Consider the following 14,000-nt stretch of genomic DNA (forward strand, 5'->3'; position numbering starts at 1 on the left):
AAGAGAATAAGAGACAGCCCCTACTCCCCTACTCCCCTACACATTCAGCAACAAATACTCCCTCTCCCAAGGACTGATCACTTCCATGAACGTCTCGAATTCCGCCCGCTTGATCGCCGCATAGGTCGCGGCGAAGGACTTGCCCAAAAGCGCGCAGAGTTCCTCGTCGCCCTCGAACAGGTCGACGGCTTCGAGCAGGCTGCGCGGCAGGTCGATCTCGTCGGCATTGGCGGTGGTCAGCACCGGAGGTTCGGCCTTGATCTTGTTGGTGATGCCGATCAGCCCGCAGGCGAGCGAAGCGGCCATTGCCAGATAGGGATTGGCGTCGGAGGAGGGGATGCGGTTTTCGACGCGGCGCGCCGCCGGATCCGAGCGCGGCACGCGGAATGCCGTTGTGCGATTATCGTAGCCCCATTTGTTGTTGACCGGAGCCGAGGCGGACTGCGTCAGCCGGCGGTAGGAATTGACGTAGGGCGCAAACATGACCAGCGCGTTCGGCACATGCTTCTGCATGCCCCCGATGAAATGGAAGAAGTCCTCGGTTTCCGAGCCGTCCTCGGCCGAGAAGATGTTCTTGCCCGTCTTCTTGTCGATGATCGACTGATGGATGTGCATGGCGGAGCCCGGCTGACCCTGGATCGGCTTGGCCATGAAGGTGGCGTAGATTTCGTGTTTCAGCGCCGCCTCGCGAATAGTGCGCTTGAACATGAACACCTGGTCGGCGAGTTCGACGGGATCGCCATGGCGCAAATTGATCTCGAGCTGGCCGGCGCCCTCCTCATGGATGAGCGTGTCGATCTCCAGGCCCTGGCTTTCGGAAAAATGATAGATGTCGTCGATCAGCTCGTCGAACTCGTTGACGCCGGCGATCGAATAACCGGCGCCGCCGCCGATCGCCCGCCCCGAACGGCCGACGGGCGGCGTCAGCGGATAATCCGGATCCGGGTTCTTGCGCACCAGATAGAACTCGATCTCGGGCGCCACCACCGGTTTCAGCCCGCGCCTGTCATAGGCGGCCAGAACACGCTTCAAGACGTTGCGCGGCGTGAATTCCACCGAGCGGCCATCCTGGTGGACGAGGTCGCAGATAACGGCGGCCGTCGGGTCTTCCTCCCAGGGCACCACCGTCAGCGTCGACAGGTCCGGCATGAGTTTGAGGTCGCCGTCGTCCTCGGGATAATGAAAGCCGTTGCCGTCCTCGGGATAGCCGCCTGAGATGGTGGTCATGAACACGGCTGAAGGCAGCGCCAGCGAGGTGTTGGAGGTGAATTTCTTCGACGGCATCATCTTGCCGCGGGCAACGCCGGCCTGGTCAGGCGTAATGCATTCGATGTCTTCGATGCCGCGCCATTGCAGCCATTCGCTGACTTCCTTCCAGTTCTTCACACCACGCAGGTTTTTCACGAAGGCAAGCGTGCGGGCGCGCCCTCCGCGGCTCGACGGACGGACTTCCTTTTTTGCAGGCGGCATCATTCACCAGATTGGGTTGCGGATTTGGGAGTATAGCTGTGCCCGGCGACCGAAGGGAAGGGGAGCAGCCGGCATTGGCCGTTGCGGTTGAAAATCGCGGCTGCGAGATTAGGTTCAGCCTCGTTCACATATGAGATGCGTCGATGCAGAAGACCGGCGAACTGACCACCATAGGCTTCGATGCCGACGATACGCTGTGGCAGAACGAACAGTTCTTCCGCATAACCGAGAAGCGCTTTGCCGCCATGCTTGCCGATCACGGCGAAGAGGAACATATCTCGGCACGGCTGCTGGAGGCGGAGAGACGCAATCTTGCCGTCTACGGTTTCGGCATCAAGGGCTTCACGCTGTCGATGATCGAGACGGCGATCGAGGTCACGCAAGCCCGCGTCCCGGCTTCGGTCATATCGGAGATCCTCGGCGCCGGCCGCGAGATGCTGAGCCACCCGATCGAGGTCTTGCCGCATGCGCGCGAGACGGTGGAACGGCTCGCCGGCGCCTATCGCCTCGTGCTGATCACCAAGGGTGATTTGTTCGACCAGGAACGCAAGCTGGCCGGGTCCGGCCTCGGCGATCTGTTCGACGCGATCGAGATCGTCAGCGACAAGAACGCGGCTACTTATGCGCGCGTTTTCAGTCGCCATGGCGACGGCCCGGCCAGGAGCATGATGGTCGGCAATTCGCTGAAGTCCGATGTGGTGCCGGCCATCGAGGCCGGCGGCTGGGGCGTTCATGTGCCGCATGAATTGACCTGGGTGCTTGAACATGTCGAAGCGCCCATTGCCGAACCGCGCTTCCGGCAGATCTCCGATCTCGGACAACTGCCCGAACTGATTGAAAGCCTCGCCGGATAGGCTTGCTTGCCGCCTTCAGCGGTTGACCAGCCGATCAATCACCGGCTGCAAGCGCTCGGGCGTAATCGGTTTGGCCACCACCGCGTCGACGACGTTTGAAAGGCCAAGGCTCTCCGGCGTGCCGTTCTTGGTTGAAAGCAGTACCACCGGAGGGAGCGATTTACCCGAAGCCCGCCGCAACATCTCGATGCCGGGCATCAGAGTGTCGCAGTCCCTGTTATCGGCGCCGCCGTCCAGGACAATCACGGCCAGGACCAGCAAGCGCAAGGTCTTCGCCGCCATCTCGGGTGATTCCGAGATCGGCTTGAGCCCGGACCGCTCGACGATCTTGGAAATCACCACCCGATTGATCGGGGACTTGCCGACAACGAGCACCTGCGAGGTCTGGCGGATCGTCTCCGTGGCTGAATCGCGGGTCACCAGATTCGGATGTTTCGCGCTTTCGTCGTCACGCTTCACTGGGCACCCAAGTCAGCCAAGAAACTCGTCCCATTTCAATGCAGAGTTGAAATCAGGCGACAATTGGCGTGAGATCGCGGTCCCTGTCAAGCCGAAATAAAAAGCTGGGGAAAGCATTCCCGCAGCAGTCAATTCAAGCAACAGTACTGTACTGCTCTGTCCATTCCTTGGTTGCATGAAAATAAAATTCACCTGCGCATACACGGCGCAGGTGAGAGGCGGGCCTGCGCGATCTTCGATCAGCCATGGCTTTGCTGCGTGACGATGACCGGGATCAACAGGTCCCCCCAATTGCCGTCGCCGCCATGGTGTCGTGCCGAGCGCACCAGCTCGACCGAGACGCCAGCTTCCACCGCCTTCATCACCGACTGGTTGAGCCGGTGCAGATCGTTGGCCAGCATGCGGATCGTCGCTTGCTGGTCGATGCTCATCGTGGTCGACTGCTCTTCGGCCCGTTCCTTGACGCGGCTTATCGATGCCATTGGTCTTCTCCTTGCTGTATGCCCTTGGGCGTTTGCCGAGATCCCTGGTTTGCTATTCCGCAGCCGGTTTGAACTGGGCGTGCTCGGTCGATTCATGCATGGCCGTGGTCGATGACCGTCCGCCGGTGATCGCCATCGACACGGCATCGAAATAGCCGGTGCCGACCTCGCGCTGGTGCTTGGTCGCGGTGTAGCCGTTGGCCTCCGCCGCGAACTCGGCTTCCTGCAACTCGGAATAGGCTGCCATCTGCCGCTCCTTGTAGCCGCGGGCGAGTTCGAACATGCCGTAATTGAGCTGGTGGAAACCGGCCAGCGTGATGAACTGGAACTTGTAGCCCATGGCGCCGAGCTCTTTCTGGAACCTGGCGATCGTGGCGTCGTCGAGGTTCTTCTTCCAGTTGAACGAAGGCGAGCAATTATAGGCCAGCAGCTTGCCGGGGTGATGCCTGTGCACGCCCTCGGCAAATCTCCTCGCCTGCGCCAGGTCGGGCTTCGAGGTTTCGCACCAGATCAGGTCGGCGTGGGGAGCGTAGGCGACGGCGCGCGCGATGCAGGGCTCGATACCGTTCCTCACCTGGTAGAAGCCTTCCACCGTGCGGCCGGCGTCGTAGTCGACGAAGGGCTGGTCGCGCTCGTCGATGTCGGAGGTGAGCAGCTTCGCCGCTTCCGCGTCCGTGCGCGCCACGACCAGGGTGGGCGTGCCCATCACGTCGGCTGCCAGGCGTGCGGCATTGAGGTTGCGGATGTGGGCCGCGGTAGGGATCAGCACCTTGCCGCCGAGATGGCCGCACTTCTTTTCCGATGCCAATTGATCCTCGTAATGGACGCCGGCGGCACCTGCCTCGATGAACGCCTTCATGATCTCGAAAGCGTTGAGGGGCCCACCGAAACCGGCTTCGGCATCGGCGACAACAGGCGCGAACCAGGTATCGACCGAAAGCCCCTTGCCTTCGGAGGTTTCGATCTGGTCGGCGCGCTGCAAGGTGCGGTTGATGCGCTTGACGAGTTCGGGGGCAGCGTTGGCCGGGTAGAGCGACTGGTCCGGATACATGGCCGAGGCGGTGTTGGCGTCGGCGGCGACCTGCCAGCCAGACAGGTAGATCGCCTTCAGCCCGGCGCGCACCTGCTGCATCGCCTGGTTGCCGGACATGGCGCCGAGCGCGTTGACGAAGTCCTCCTCGTGGATGAGCTTCCACAGCCGGTTGGCGCCCATTTCCGCCAGGCTCTGGCGGATCTGCACCGAACCGCGCAGTCGCGTCACATCCTCCGGCGAATAGGGACGTTCGATGCCATCGAAGCGGCCCTCGGGGGCCGAGGGGACGAGGTTGTAAAAATCAGTCATGCTCTACTCCGGAGGATTGTTTCTTTGCGGCTCGGCGGCATTCCTCGCCGCGTTTGGATGTGACTGAATTTACAGTGCGAGGCGAAAAGAGCCATGCAAATCGAAGAATCAGGCCTTGAATAAGGGAAAATCTGTATTGTGTTTGACAGACGGGCGAGGTAAATTTGTAATTATTGTAAAAAGTCGCATGGAAGCGTAGCAGCGACTGCAATGTAAATTCCTGTCAAGGAGCCGTATGGCCGACCAGAAGATATTTGCCGGGCCGCGTATCCGCCGCATCCGCAACGCCAAGGGCCTGACCCAGACGGCAATGGCCGAAGGCCTCGGCATCTCGCCATCCTATCTCAACCTGATCGAGCGCAACCAGCGGCCGCTGACGGTGCAGTTGATCCTGAAGCTGGCGTCCGTCTACAAGGTCGATCCGCATGAGCTGCAGGGCGAAGCGGGCGGCTCTGTCGCGGCCTTGAGGGAAGTGTTTGCCGATCCGCTGCTGGCTGGCGAATTGCCGGGAGACCAGGAACTGATCGAGCTTGCCGAAGCCGCGCCCAATGCCTCCGCGGCCGTGATAAAACTGTTCCGTGCCTATCGCGAACAGGCCGAGCGCCTGTCCGATCTCAACGAGCTTCTTGCGCGCGAGGGGCGGGTGACGGCGCTTTCCAGCGCCCGCCTGCCGATCGACGAGGTGCATGAGATTTTCGAGCGTCGGCCGAACCATTTTGCGCATATCGAGGAAGAGGCGGAAGCATTCACTTCGGTGCTCGACCCCGGCGATGATTTGTCTGCTGCGCTGAAGGGCTGGCTGAAGCGCGAATACGGCATCGTCGTCAAGGTGCTGCCGGTCGCCACCATGCCGAACTGGCGCCGCCGCTACGATCGCCATTCGCAGCGCCTGTTCCTGTCCGAGCGCCTGTCGCCGTTCGACCAGTTACGCGAAATGGCGATGGAGGCATGCCTGATCCGCATGACCGTCGCGATAGCCGGCGAGATCCAGGCGTTGAAACTGTCCACAGATGAGGCCCGCCGCCTCGCCCGGTTCGAACTCGGGCGCTACGCGGCGCATGCGCTGATGATGCCTTACCAGGCTTTCCACGCGGCGGCCGTTCGTGCCCGCTACGATATCGACGTGCTGCGCTCGCGCTTCGGCGTTTCCTTCGAGCAGGCGGCCAACCGGCTGACCACGCTGCAGCGGCAAGGCGCCTCGGCCGTGCCGTTCTTCATGCTGGAGATCGACAATGCCGGCAATCGCTTCCGCAAAGCCGGCAGCCTGGGCTTTCCGCAAAGCCGCTTCGGTGGCGCTTGTCCCAAGCTTCCCGTGCACGTCGCCTTCAGCCAGCCCGGCCAGATTTTCGTGGAAGCGGTGGAAATGCCCGACGGCGCCGAGTTCCTCTGCATCGCCCGCACGCTGGAGGGGCCGCAAGGCGCGTTCTCCGAGCGGCCGCGCCGTACTGCGCTGCTGCTGGGGTGCGACATCGGCTTTCGCGACGACATCGTCTACGGTGCGGCACTTCCCGGCCCGACGGCCGGAAAAGGCGGAGCTGGCGCGGTAGCGGCGACGCCGGTCGGGCCCGCCTGCCGGCTTTGCGAGCGCGTCGGCTGCCTGACGCGCGCCGAGCCGCCGGTGACGCGCCCGCTTGGCCTCGACGAGATGGTGACAGGCCTGAGCGCCTTCGATTTCCAGTGACGCTTCGCAAGGCGGACTTGCCACAATCGCCGCCGGTCTCTGGATCACGCCGGACCCGCGCCTTTGCGTTACGCGAATAAGGTACGTTTTTGTCGTCCCCTGCGCATTGTGCCGTTCTCAAAACCTCGACAGTCGTACCCATGACCGACACAGCATCATCGCCGATCGCTCGTTCATCGACCGTCCCGCAGCGGGAGGAGCGCATCGGCTTCCTGCTCGTGTTCCTGTCGGCATTGATGTGGAGTTTCGGCGGCACGATCGCCCGCTTCATCACCGCCGGCGACAGCTGGACGGTGGTGTTCTGGCGTTCCGTGTGGGCGGCCGCCTTCCTGCTCTGCTTCATGGTCTGGCGTGACGGCTGGCGCGGCATGCTGAGGTCGTTTCGCGGCATGGGCCTGCCTGGCCTTGCCGTGGGCTTCTGCTTCGCCACCGCGTCGACCTCTTTTGTCGTGGCGCTTGCCTACACCACCGTCGCCAACATCCTGTTGATGCAGGCCGGCGTGCCGCTGCTTGCGGGGCTGTTTGCCTGGGCGCTCTTTCGCGAAAGAGTGGCGGTCGCGACCTGGCTGGCGATTGCCGCCGTCATCGCCGGTGTCGCCATCATGGTGTCGGAATCGCTCGATGGCGCCGTTTCGCCCATGGGCGACGGGCTGGCGCTGCTGATCGCCGTCATGTTCTCGATCGCCACGGTCATCACCCGGCGCTTCTCCAGCGTGCGCATGACGCCGGCGACCTGCCTCGGCACGATCCTGGCGGCGGGTTTTGCCGCCTCGCAGGCTTCGACCTTCGCCGTATCGGGCATCGACATGGGTTTTCTCTTCGTGTTCGGGGTGGTTAATCTGGGCCTTGGCCTCGCTTTCTTCGCCACCGGCGCGAGGCTGATCCCGGCCGCCGTCGCCGCGCTGTTGGGTACGTTCGAGCCGATCCTCGGGCCGATATGGGTGTGGCTGATCCACTCCGAGGTGCCGTCGGGCCGCACCATCGTCGGCGGCGCGGTGGTGGTCACGGCGCTGCTCGTCCATATCGGACTGGAGTTCAAGCGACAGACGCGGCCGGTACGGGCAGGGGTCACCGGCGTGCCGTCGCCGAATTGATGCGGCGCTCTAGCTTTGCCATTGACAAGTTCGCTGCCGCGCGGGCAGGCTGGGACCACGGCAACAACAAGACAGGCTTATCTTGCCAAGTCTCCCCGGCGACCCGATCGAGACCGGATCACATCCCAGTATTTCTGCCTGCGCGGCGGCGAAAGCTTCTGACGATGCGGCGACTCCTTCCAGCCCAGGACAGTGGCGCGCGAGCATCGCTTGCGACAGCCGGCGGCGCGGCAATTGGCGCTTGTCGCCTCCTGGAAAGCTCAATAGTCTGAAGCAAATGCCCGGCCGCGCGGATACCGCGACGCGCCGGCGATGGAACACTCACAAAGGAGAATAGCATGATCCGCAAAGCGCTCTGGCTTTCGGCGACTTCGGCATTTCTGGCGCTCTTTACGCTCGGCGGCCACGCCGAGGACCGCGTCGTCAATGTCTTCAACTGGTCGGACTATATCGACCCCTCGGTCATCGACGATTTCACCAAGCAGACCGGCATCAAGGTGGTCTACGACACGTTCGATTCCAATGAGATCCTGGAAACCAAATTGCTTGCCGGCGGCAGCGGCTACGACGTCGTCGTCCCGAGCGGCAATTTCCTTGCCCGCCAGATCCAGGCCGGCGTGTTCCAGAAGCTCGACAAGTCGAAACTGCCGAACCTCTCCAACATGTGGGACACGGTTTCGCAACGGACCGCGAAATACGATCCGGGCAACGAATATTCAATCAATTACATGTGGGGCACGGTCGGCCTCGGCTACAACATCAAGAAAGTGCAGGCAGCGCTCGGCACCGACAAGATCGACAGCTGGGACGTGTTCTTCAATCCGGAAAAGCTGGCCAAGCTGAAGGATTGCGGCGTCTATGTCCTGGATTCGCCGACCGACATCTTCCCGACCGCCTTCAAATATCTCGGCATCAATCCTGAGACCACGTCGCCGGACGATTTTGCCAAGGCCGAGGAATTGATGATGAAGATCAGGCCCTACATCAGGAAGTTCCATTCCTCCGAATACATCAACGCTCTGGCCAATGGCGATATCTGCCTGGCGGTTGGCTGGTCGGGCGACGTGTTCCAGGCGCGCAACCGCGCCGAGGAGGCCAAGCAGGGCGTCGAGATCGGCTACGCCGTGCCGAAGGAAGGCGCCGAAATGTGGTTCGACCAGATGGCTATCCCTGCCGATGCGCCGCATGTCGCCGAGGCGCATGAGTTCCTGAACTATATGATGAAGCCGGAGGTGATCGCCAAATCGTCGAACGCCGTGCTCTATGCCAACGGCAACAAGGCTTCCCAGCAATTCGTCGACAAGGCGCTTCTGGAGGATCCCGCTGTCTACCCGGACGCCGCGACCTTGCAGAAGCTCTTTACGATCTCGCCCTACGATCCCAAGACCCAGCGCGTCATCACGCGCACCTGGACCAAAATCGTCACCGGTCAGTAGTCAGTCCGAGGAGGCCCGGCAGTCACCCTGCCGGGTCTCCTTCTTTTCGATGGGGCAAAGCAGCAGGACGGAGTGGGCACATGAAATCGCTTGGCAGCATCCGCAGGGATTTCGCGCCTTGGAACGATCCGAACGCCAAGCCATACATCCAGTTCGACAATGTCTCCAAGAAGTTCGGCGACTTCACCGCCGTCAACAACCTCTCGCTGACCATATTCGAGCGTGAGTTCTTCGCCCTGCTCGGCGCCTCCGGTTGCGGAAAATCGACGCTGCTCAGGATGCTCGCCGGCTTCGAGGAGCCGACGGCCGGCCGCATCCTGCTCGACGGCCAGGATCTGCGCGGCATCCCGCCTTATCGCCGGCCGGTCAACATGATGTTCCAGTCCTATGCCCTGTTTCCGCATATGACTGTGGAGAACAACATCGCCTTCGGCCTCAAGCAGGAAGGGATGGCCAAGCCAGACGTCGAAAGGCGCGTCGCCGAGATGCTCAAGCTGGTCAAGCTCGAGCAGTTCGCCAAGCGCAAGCCGCACCAGCTCTCCGGCGGCCAGCGCCAACGTGTCGCGCTCGCCCGTTCGGTCGCCAAGCGGCCGAAGGTGCTGCTGCTCGACGAGCCGCTCGGCGCGCTCGACAAGAAGCTGCGCGAGGAGACGCAGTTCGAACTGATGGACCTTCAGCAGGAACTCGGCCTCACCTTCGTCGTTGTCACCCACGACCAGGAAGAGGCCATGACCATGGCCGACCGTATCGCCATCATGGACAAGGGCGAGGTCATGCAGGTCGCGACGCCGGCGGAAGTCTACGAGGCCCCGGCGTCGCGCTTCGTCGCGCATTTCGTCGGCAACGTGAACATGTTCGAGGGCAAGGTTGCCGAACGGACGGACAAGACGGCGCGCATCACCGGAGCGACCGGCGCCCAGATCCTCGTCGAGAATGCCGGCAATGCCGCCGCCGCGGGCGCCGATATCGTCTTCGCGATCAGGCCGGAGAAGATCAAGGTGTCGTCCAAGAAGCCGGCCGATGGCGTCAATGCGCTGGAGGGCGAGGTTTACGACATCGCCTATCTCGGCGACATGACCGTCTATCACGTCCGGCTGGACGACGGGCAACTCGTGCGGGCAAGCGCCTTGAACGCGGCGCGCATCACCGAGGACCCGCTGACCTGGAACGACCGCGCCTGGGTCTCTTTTCGGCCGGATGCCGGCGTCGTACTGACGCGGTAGGGGGCTGACATGTCCGACATCGCCGCCACCGACGCCGCCCTACCGGCCGCGGCAAAACCGTTGCTGGCGCGGCTGGGCGCCGGCTTCGTCAACCGTCTCGTCATCTTCATTCCCTATCTCTGGCTGCTGTTCTTCTTCCTCGTCCCCTTCATCATCGTCTTCAAGATCTCGTTGTCGCAGACGGCGATCGCCATGCCGCCCTATACGCCGGTGCTTGATTTCAGCGATGGCGTCTCCGGCTTCTTCGCGGGCTTTCGCGATCTCAACTTCGACAACTATGCCTGGCTGACGCAGGACGCGCTCTACTTCAACGCCTATGTCACCAGCTTGATCATCGCGGCGATCTCGACCGTGCTGACGCTGATCGTCGGCTATCCCATAGCCTACGGCATGGCCCGCGCGCCGGCGACGATCCGCCCGACCTTGCTGATGCTGGTCATCCTGCCGTTCTGGACCTCGTTCCTGATCCGGGTCTATGCCTGGATCGGCATCCTGAAGCCCGAGGGGCTGCTCAATCAGTTGCTTCTGTCGCTGCATCTGATCAACCAGCCGCTGGTCATCCTCAACACCTATACGGCGATTTTCATCGGCATCGTCTACTCCTACCTGCCGTTCATGGTGCTGCCGCTCTATTCGTCGCTGGAAAAAATGGATTATTCGCTGATCGAGGCGGCCAAGGACCTTGGTTGTCCGCCGACCAGTGCATTCTGGAAGATCACGTTCCCGCTGTCATTGCCCGGCGTCATCGCCGGCTGCCTGCTGGTGTTCATTCCGGCGGTCGGCGAATTCGTTATTCCCGATCTGCTTGGCGGTTCGCAGACGCTGATGATCGGCAAGACGTTGTGGAACGAGTTCTTCGCCAATCGCGACTGGCCGGTCTCTTCAGCCGTTGCGGTCATCCTGCTGCTGTTGCTGACGGTCCCGATCATGATCTTCCAGCAAGCCCAGGCGAAGGCGCAGGAGCAGGACAAATGAACAGCAGCTGGAGCCGCTTCAACATCACCTCGATCGTGCTCGGTTTCGCCTTCCTCTATTTGCCGATCGTGCTGCTCATCGTGTTCTCCTTCAACGAATCCAAGCTGGTCACCGTCTGGGGCGGCTTTTCGACCAAATGGTACGTGTCGCTGTTCCACAATCAGGGCCTCATGGACGCCACCTGGGTGACGGCGCGCGTCGGCGTCATTTCGGCCACGGCGGCGACCGTGCTCGGCACGTTGGCGGCGCTGACGCTGACACGCTACACGCGTTTCCGGGGCAGGGTACTGTTCTCCGGCATGGTGTTCGCGCCTTTGGTCATGCCCGAAGTCATCACCGGCCTGTCGCTGTTGCTGCTCTTCGTCGCTGTCGGCCTCGACCGGGGCTTCCTCACCGTCACACTCGCACACACCACCTTGACGATGTGCTTCGTCGCCGTGGTCGTGCAGTCGCGCCTTGTGTCCTTCGACCGCTCGCTGGAGGAGGCGGCGATGGATCTCGGCGCGCCGCCGGTCAAGACATTCTTCCAGATCACGCTGCCCGTCATCCTGCCTGCGATCGTGTCGGGGTGGATGCTTGCCTTCACGCTCTCGCTCGACGACCTGGTCATCGCCAGCTTCACCTCGGGGCCGGGTGCGACCACGCTGCCGATGAAGATCTACAGCCAGGTTCGTCTCGGCGTGACGCCGGAGATCAACGCCGCCTGCACCATTCTGATCGCGGTCGTCGCGGTCGGCGTCATCGTCGCTTCGCTTGCCAACAAGCGTCGCGAGGTCCAGCGCCAGCGCGACGAGCAGGCCGCCCAACGCGGCTGAGCATGATCCCGAAAAGTGGGCACCGGTTTTCGCGGACAAACGGTTCCGTTTGTCCAGAGATCATGCCCGAATAGGCTGAGCATGATCCCGAAAAGTGGGAACCGGTTTTCGCGGACAAACGGTTCCGTTTGTCCAGAGATCATGCTTGAACAACGAGGCCGAAAGGCTGCTTATTCGCCCGACACGCCGCGGTTGATCGGCGAAATGAACGGCGTGCTCCATGTCCCCCCAACGAAGAAGGACGATTGCTTGGGGCCTTGTTGGCCGTTTGCCTGCGTGGCGACCTGGTCCGGCTGGATGACACCGCCTGACAGCGCCAGCCCCCGTCCGGCATAGGAGGCGATGCCGGAAAGCCAGATCTTGTACTTCGCCGAATTGGCTTCGGCCTTGTCCAGCCTCGCCACGCCTTTCGAGATGGTGGCCTTCAGTTCGGCGCCATCGATCGGCAGTGTCCCGTCCGAGACGTCGTCAAGTGCGAAGAAGCCGCCCTGTTCGGTATGCTTGAGAAAGGCCGGCAGGTTGAATTTGCTGAGCGCGCCTGGCCCGAAGGTCGCCGAAACCGAGCCGTCGGCGGTTTCGAAGATCGAGTCCCAGGTCCTGCCGGGCCCTTTGAGGATGACGGACACGGTCCCCGTGCCGACCGGCACCAGCCGCGTCATCCCGGCCGCCGTGCCGAAAGCGCCGCCATCGATATCGGAAGCCAGCAGCCGGATCTCGACCTGGCTGCCCTCGGGCTTGCGGTCGAAGCGAAGGCTGCTCTGGATGTTGCCGCCAAAGGCCGAGGCATCGGAAATGTCGAAAACGGACAGGCCATCCTTGACCTGCGCCGTGGCGGCGACGTCGGCAAGCTGGATGGAGCCTGCCGTGGCGTGCGCCGCCGACAGCCTGAGGTCGAGATTGACCCGGTCGGCGAAATTCGTGTCGACTTCGCTTGGACCTGCCCCGCTTGCCGGCCCGAGCGGCGTGAAGGCGGACAGGAACGACCTCAGATCGAGCGTGTCGAAGGCGAGCGTGCCGGAGATCACAGGCTGTGCGTCGCCAAGCGACAGGTCCAGCGCACCCATGCCTGGGTTATTGTCGAGGGAGAGTGCGGTGTTCTCGAATTTGACGCGCCCCGCCGTCGCGGTCACCTTGCTGGAGATGCTGACGGAGCCGATCGCGGCGCCCGGCGCGATATCGGCCTGCGACCATTCGAGCACACGGCGCAACGAGGGCGCTGAAAACTTGGCCTGGCCGTCGAAATAGGCGTTTTCGGACATGCTGGCCGTGCCGTCGAAGGAGAAGGTGGCGGGCGCCGCCTTGAACGACAGGGTGAGCGGCGCCATGCCGCCGGCAAATAACACCAGCGGCTTCGGCGATGCGGCATCCACGGCGACGCTTTCGCCGCGCCAGATGCCGGTCGCCGAGAGCGTCGCATTGCTGTTCATCGCCGCCCATGTCGCCTGGCCGCTCAGGCTACTCAGCACCTCTTCGTCCTTGCCGTTGACGGACGCCACCATGCGGCCGTCCCTGAACTCCACCGTGCCGAAAGTGTCGGCCGGTAGCTTGTCAAGATCGGGTTTGGCGGGGTCCGCACCGACCACGCCGCGCGCCACGTCGATGGCGCGTGCGATGCGGCCGCCGGTCGGAGCGGTGGGCAGGAACAGGCCGCTCGCCGTGCGCTGGACCCTGATCGTCGGCCGCACCAGCCGCGCCGTGGAAAACACCACGTCGCCGCGCAGCGCCGCCATGGCCGAGAGGTCGACCTCGACCCGTTCGGCCTCGACGACCGGCGGTGCGTCGACGTCGGTCCACTTCGAAAGCGTCACATCCGTCAGGATCGCCCGGAAGTTCGGCCAGACCTCGATGCGCGGCGAGCCTTCGATGGCAACCCGGAAACCGCTCCAGGCACTCAATTCCCAGGCGATACGATCGCGCACGATACGCGTCGAAGCGATCAGCGGCAGGGCGGCGACCACCAGCGCGATGACGATCACGGCAGCGCCGATCGCCCATGTTCCGCGTCGGATCAAAGATGATGGCATATCGCCCCGTATGCTTTCGTTCCGACAAAAATCGTCCGGCGGGTGTAAACCCGGTCGTCACCACGACTTCCAGTCGTCACTACGACTTCTAGTCGTCACTACGACTTAGGGTCGAGGCATTTCAAGTCTTTATGGCCCGGCGATG

Annotated in this window: 12 protein-coding genes; 7 read left to right on the forward strand and 5 right to left on the reverse strand. The window is 62.7% G+C overall.

Going from position 1 to position 14,000, the window contains the following annotated elements:
- Positions 1-36: 36 nt before the first annotated feature.
- A complete protein-coding gene (locus tag FJ946_RS27930) occupies positions 37-1,470 on the reverse strand; it encodes a glutamine synthetase family protein (protein ID WP_140567186.1) in 1,434 nt (477 codons plus the stop codon).
- Positions 1,471-1,613: 143 nt separating this feature from the next.
- On the opposite strand from FJ946_RS27930, the gene FJ946_RS27935 reads away from it, so the two are divergent.
- A complete protein-coding gene (locus FJ946_RS27935) occupies positions 1,614-2,324 on the forward strand; it encodes an HAD family hydrolase (protein WP_140561376.1) in 711 nt (236 codons plus the stop codon).
- Positions 2,325-2,339: 15 nt separating this feature from the next.
- On the opposite strand, the gene FJ946_RS27940 is transcribed toward FJ946_RS27935, so the two are convergent.
- The 3 genes from FJ946_RS27940 to aceA all read right to left on the reverse strand — a co-directional run bounded on the left by FJ946_RS27940 (position 2,340) and on the right by aceA (position 4,607).
- Positions 2,340-2,783 carry a response regulator gene (locus FJ946_RS27940; RefSeq protein WP_140513394.1) on the reverse strand — a complete coding sequence of 148 codons (444 nt, stop codon included), beginning with the start codon at positions 2,781-2,783 and terminating at the stop codon, positions 2,340-2,342.
- 239 nt (positions 2,784-3,022) lie between these two features.
- Positions 3,023-3,265, reverse strand: a complete 243-nt coding sequence (locus FJ946_RS27945) for a hypothetical protein (RefSeq protein WP_140498529.1) — start codon at positions 3,263-3,265, stop codon at positions 3,023-3,025.
- Positions 3,266-3,317: 52 nt separating this feature from the next.
- On the reverse strand, positions 3,318-4,607 hold the full coding sequence (aceA, locus tag FJ946_RS27950) for an isocitrate lyase (protein WP_140498528.1): 1,290 nt from the start codon (positions 4,605-4,607) through the stop codon (positions 3,318-3,320).
- Positions 4,608-4,842: 235 nt separating this feature from the next.
- On the opposite strand from aceA, the gene FJ946_RS27955 reads away from it, so the two are divergent.
- From FJ946_RS27955 to FJ946_RS27980, 6 genes are all read left to right on the forward strand, one after another.
- Positions 4,843-6,288: an XRE family transcriptional regulator gene (locus FJ946_RS27955; protein ID WP_140498527.1), complete on the forward strand. Its 1,446-nt coding sequence runs from the start codon at positions 4,843-4,845 to the stop codon at positions 6,286-6,288.
- A gap of 140 nt (positions 6,289-6,428) precedes the next feature.
- The gene (locus FJ946_RS27960; protein WP_140567189.1) at positions 6,429-7,382 is read left to right on the forward strand and encodes a DMT family transporter; all 954 of its coding nucleotides are present in this window, start codon (positions 6,429-6,431) and stop codon (positions 7,380-7,382) included.
- 338 nt (positions 7,383-7,720) lie between these two features.
- Positions 7,721-8,818: a polyamine ABC transporter substrate-binding protein gene (locus tag FJ946_RS27965; protein ID WP_140561373.1), complete on the forward strand. Its 1,098-nt coding sequence runs from the start codon at positions 7,721-7,723 to the stop codon at positions 8,816-8,818.
- An 80-nt stretch (positions 8,819-8,898) separates the two neighbouring features.
- On the forward strand, positions 8,899-10,041 hold the full coding sequence (locus FJ946_RS27970) for an ABC transporter ATP-binding protein (RefSeq protein WP_140498524.1): 1,143 nt from the start codon (positions 8,899-8,901) through the stop codon (positions 10,039-10,041).
- A gap of 9 nt (positions 10,042-10,050) precedes the next feature.
- On the forward strand, positions 10,051-11,016 hold the full coding sequence (locus FJ946_RS27975; protein WP_140498523.1) for an ABC transporter permease subunit: 966 nt from the start codon (positions 10,051-10,053) through the stop codon (positions 11,014-11,016).
- Entirely contained in the window at positions 11,013-11,831 is an 819-nt protein-coding gene (locus FJ946_RS27980; RefSeq protein ID WP_140513402.1) for an ABC transporter permease subunit, read from the forward strand. The genes FJ946_RS27975 and FJ946_RS27980 overlap by 4 nt, the downstream gene beginning before the upstream one ends.
- A gap of 170 nt (positions 11,832-12,001) precedes the next feature.
- On the opposite strand, the gene FJ946_RS27985 is transcribed toward FJ946_RS27980, so the two are convergent.
- Positions 12,002-13,855 (reverse strand): AsmA family protein, encoded by a 1,854-nt coding sequence (locus tag FJ946_RS27985; protein WP_140498521.1) that lies wholly within the window; start codon positions 13,853-13,855, stop codon positions 12,002-12,004.
- Between the last annotated feature and the right edge of the window lie 145 nt (positions 13,856-14,000).

This window comes from Mesorhizobium sp. B2-4-7, assembly GCF_006442685.1.
Lineage (GTDB): Bacteria > Pseudomonadota > Alphaproteobacteria > Rhizobiales > Rhizobiaceae > Mesorhizobium.

Bases quoted from the DNA above. Each gene is read 5' to 3' on its own strand.
- FJ946_RS27930 (WP_140567186.1), bottom strand. From the start codon at position 1,470: ATGCCGCCTGCAAAAAAGGAAGTCCGTCCGTCGAGCCGCGGAGGGCGC.
- FJ946_RS27935 (WP_140561376.1), top strand. From the start codon at position 1,614: ATGCAGAAGACCGGCGAACTGACCACCATAGGCTTCGATGCCGACGAT.
- FJ946_RS27945 (WP_140498529.1), bottom strand. From the start codon at position 3,265: ATGGCATCGATAAGCCGCGTCAAGGAACGGGCCGAAGAGCAGTCGACC.
- aceA (WP_140498528.1), bottom strand. From the start codon at position 4,607: ATGACTGATTTTTACAACCTCGTCCCCTCGGCCCCCGAGGGCCGCTTC.
- FJ946_RS27955 (WP_140498527.1), top strand. From the start codon at position 4,843: ATGGCCGACCAGAAGATATTTGCCGGGCCGCGTATCCGCCGCATCCGC.
- FJ946_RS27960 (WP_140567189.1), top strand. From the start codon at position 6,429: ATGACCGACACAGCATCATCGCCGATCGCTCGTTCATCGACCGTCCCG.
- FJ946_RS27965 (WP_140561373.1), top strand. From the start codon at position 7,721: ATGATCCGCAAAGCGCTCTGGCTTTCGGCGACTTCGGCATTTCTGGCG.
- FJ946_RS27970 (WP_140498524.1), top strand. From the start codon at position 8,899: ATGAAATCGCTTGGCAGCATCCGCAGGGATTTCGCGCCTTGGAACGAT.
- FJ946_RS27975 (WP_140498523.1), top strand. From the start codon at position 10,051: ATGTCCGACATCGCCGCCACCGACGCCGCCCTACCGGCCGCGGCAAAA.
- FJ946_RS27980 (WP_140513402.1), top strand. From the start codon at position 11,013: ATGAACAGCAGCTGGAGCCGCTTCAACATCACCTCGATCGTGCTCGGT.
- FJ946_RS27985 (WP_140498521.1), bottom strand. From the start codon at position 13,855: ATGCCATCATCTTTGATCCGACGCGGAACATGGGCGATCGGCGCTGCC.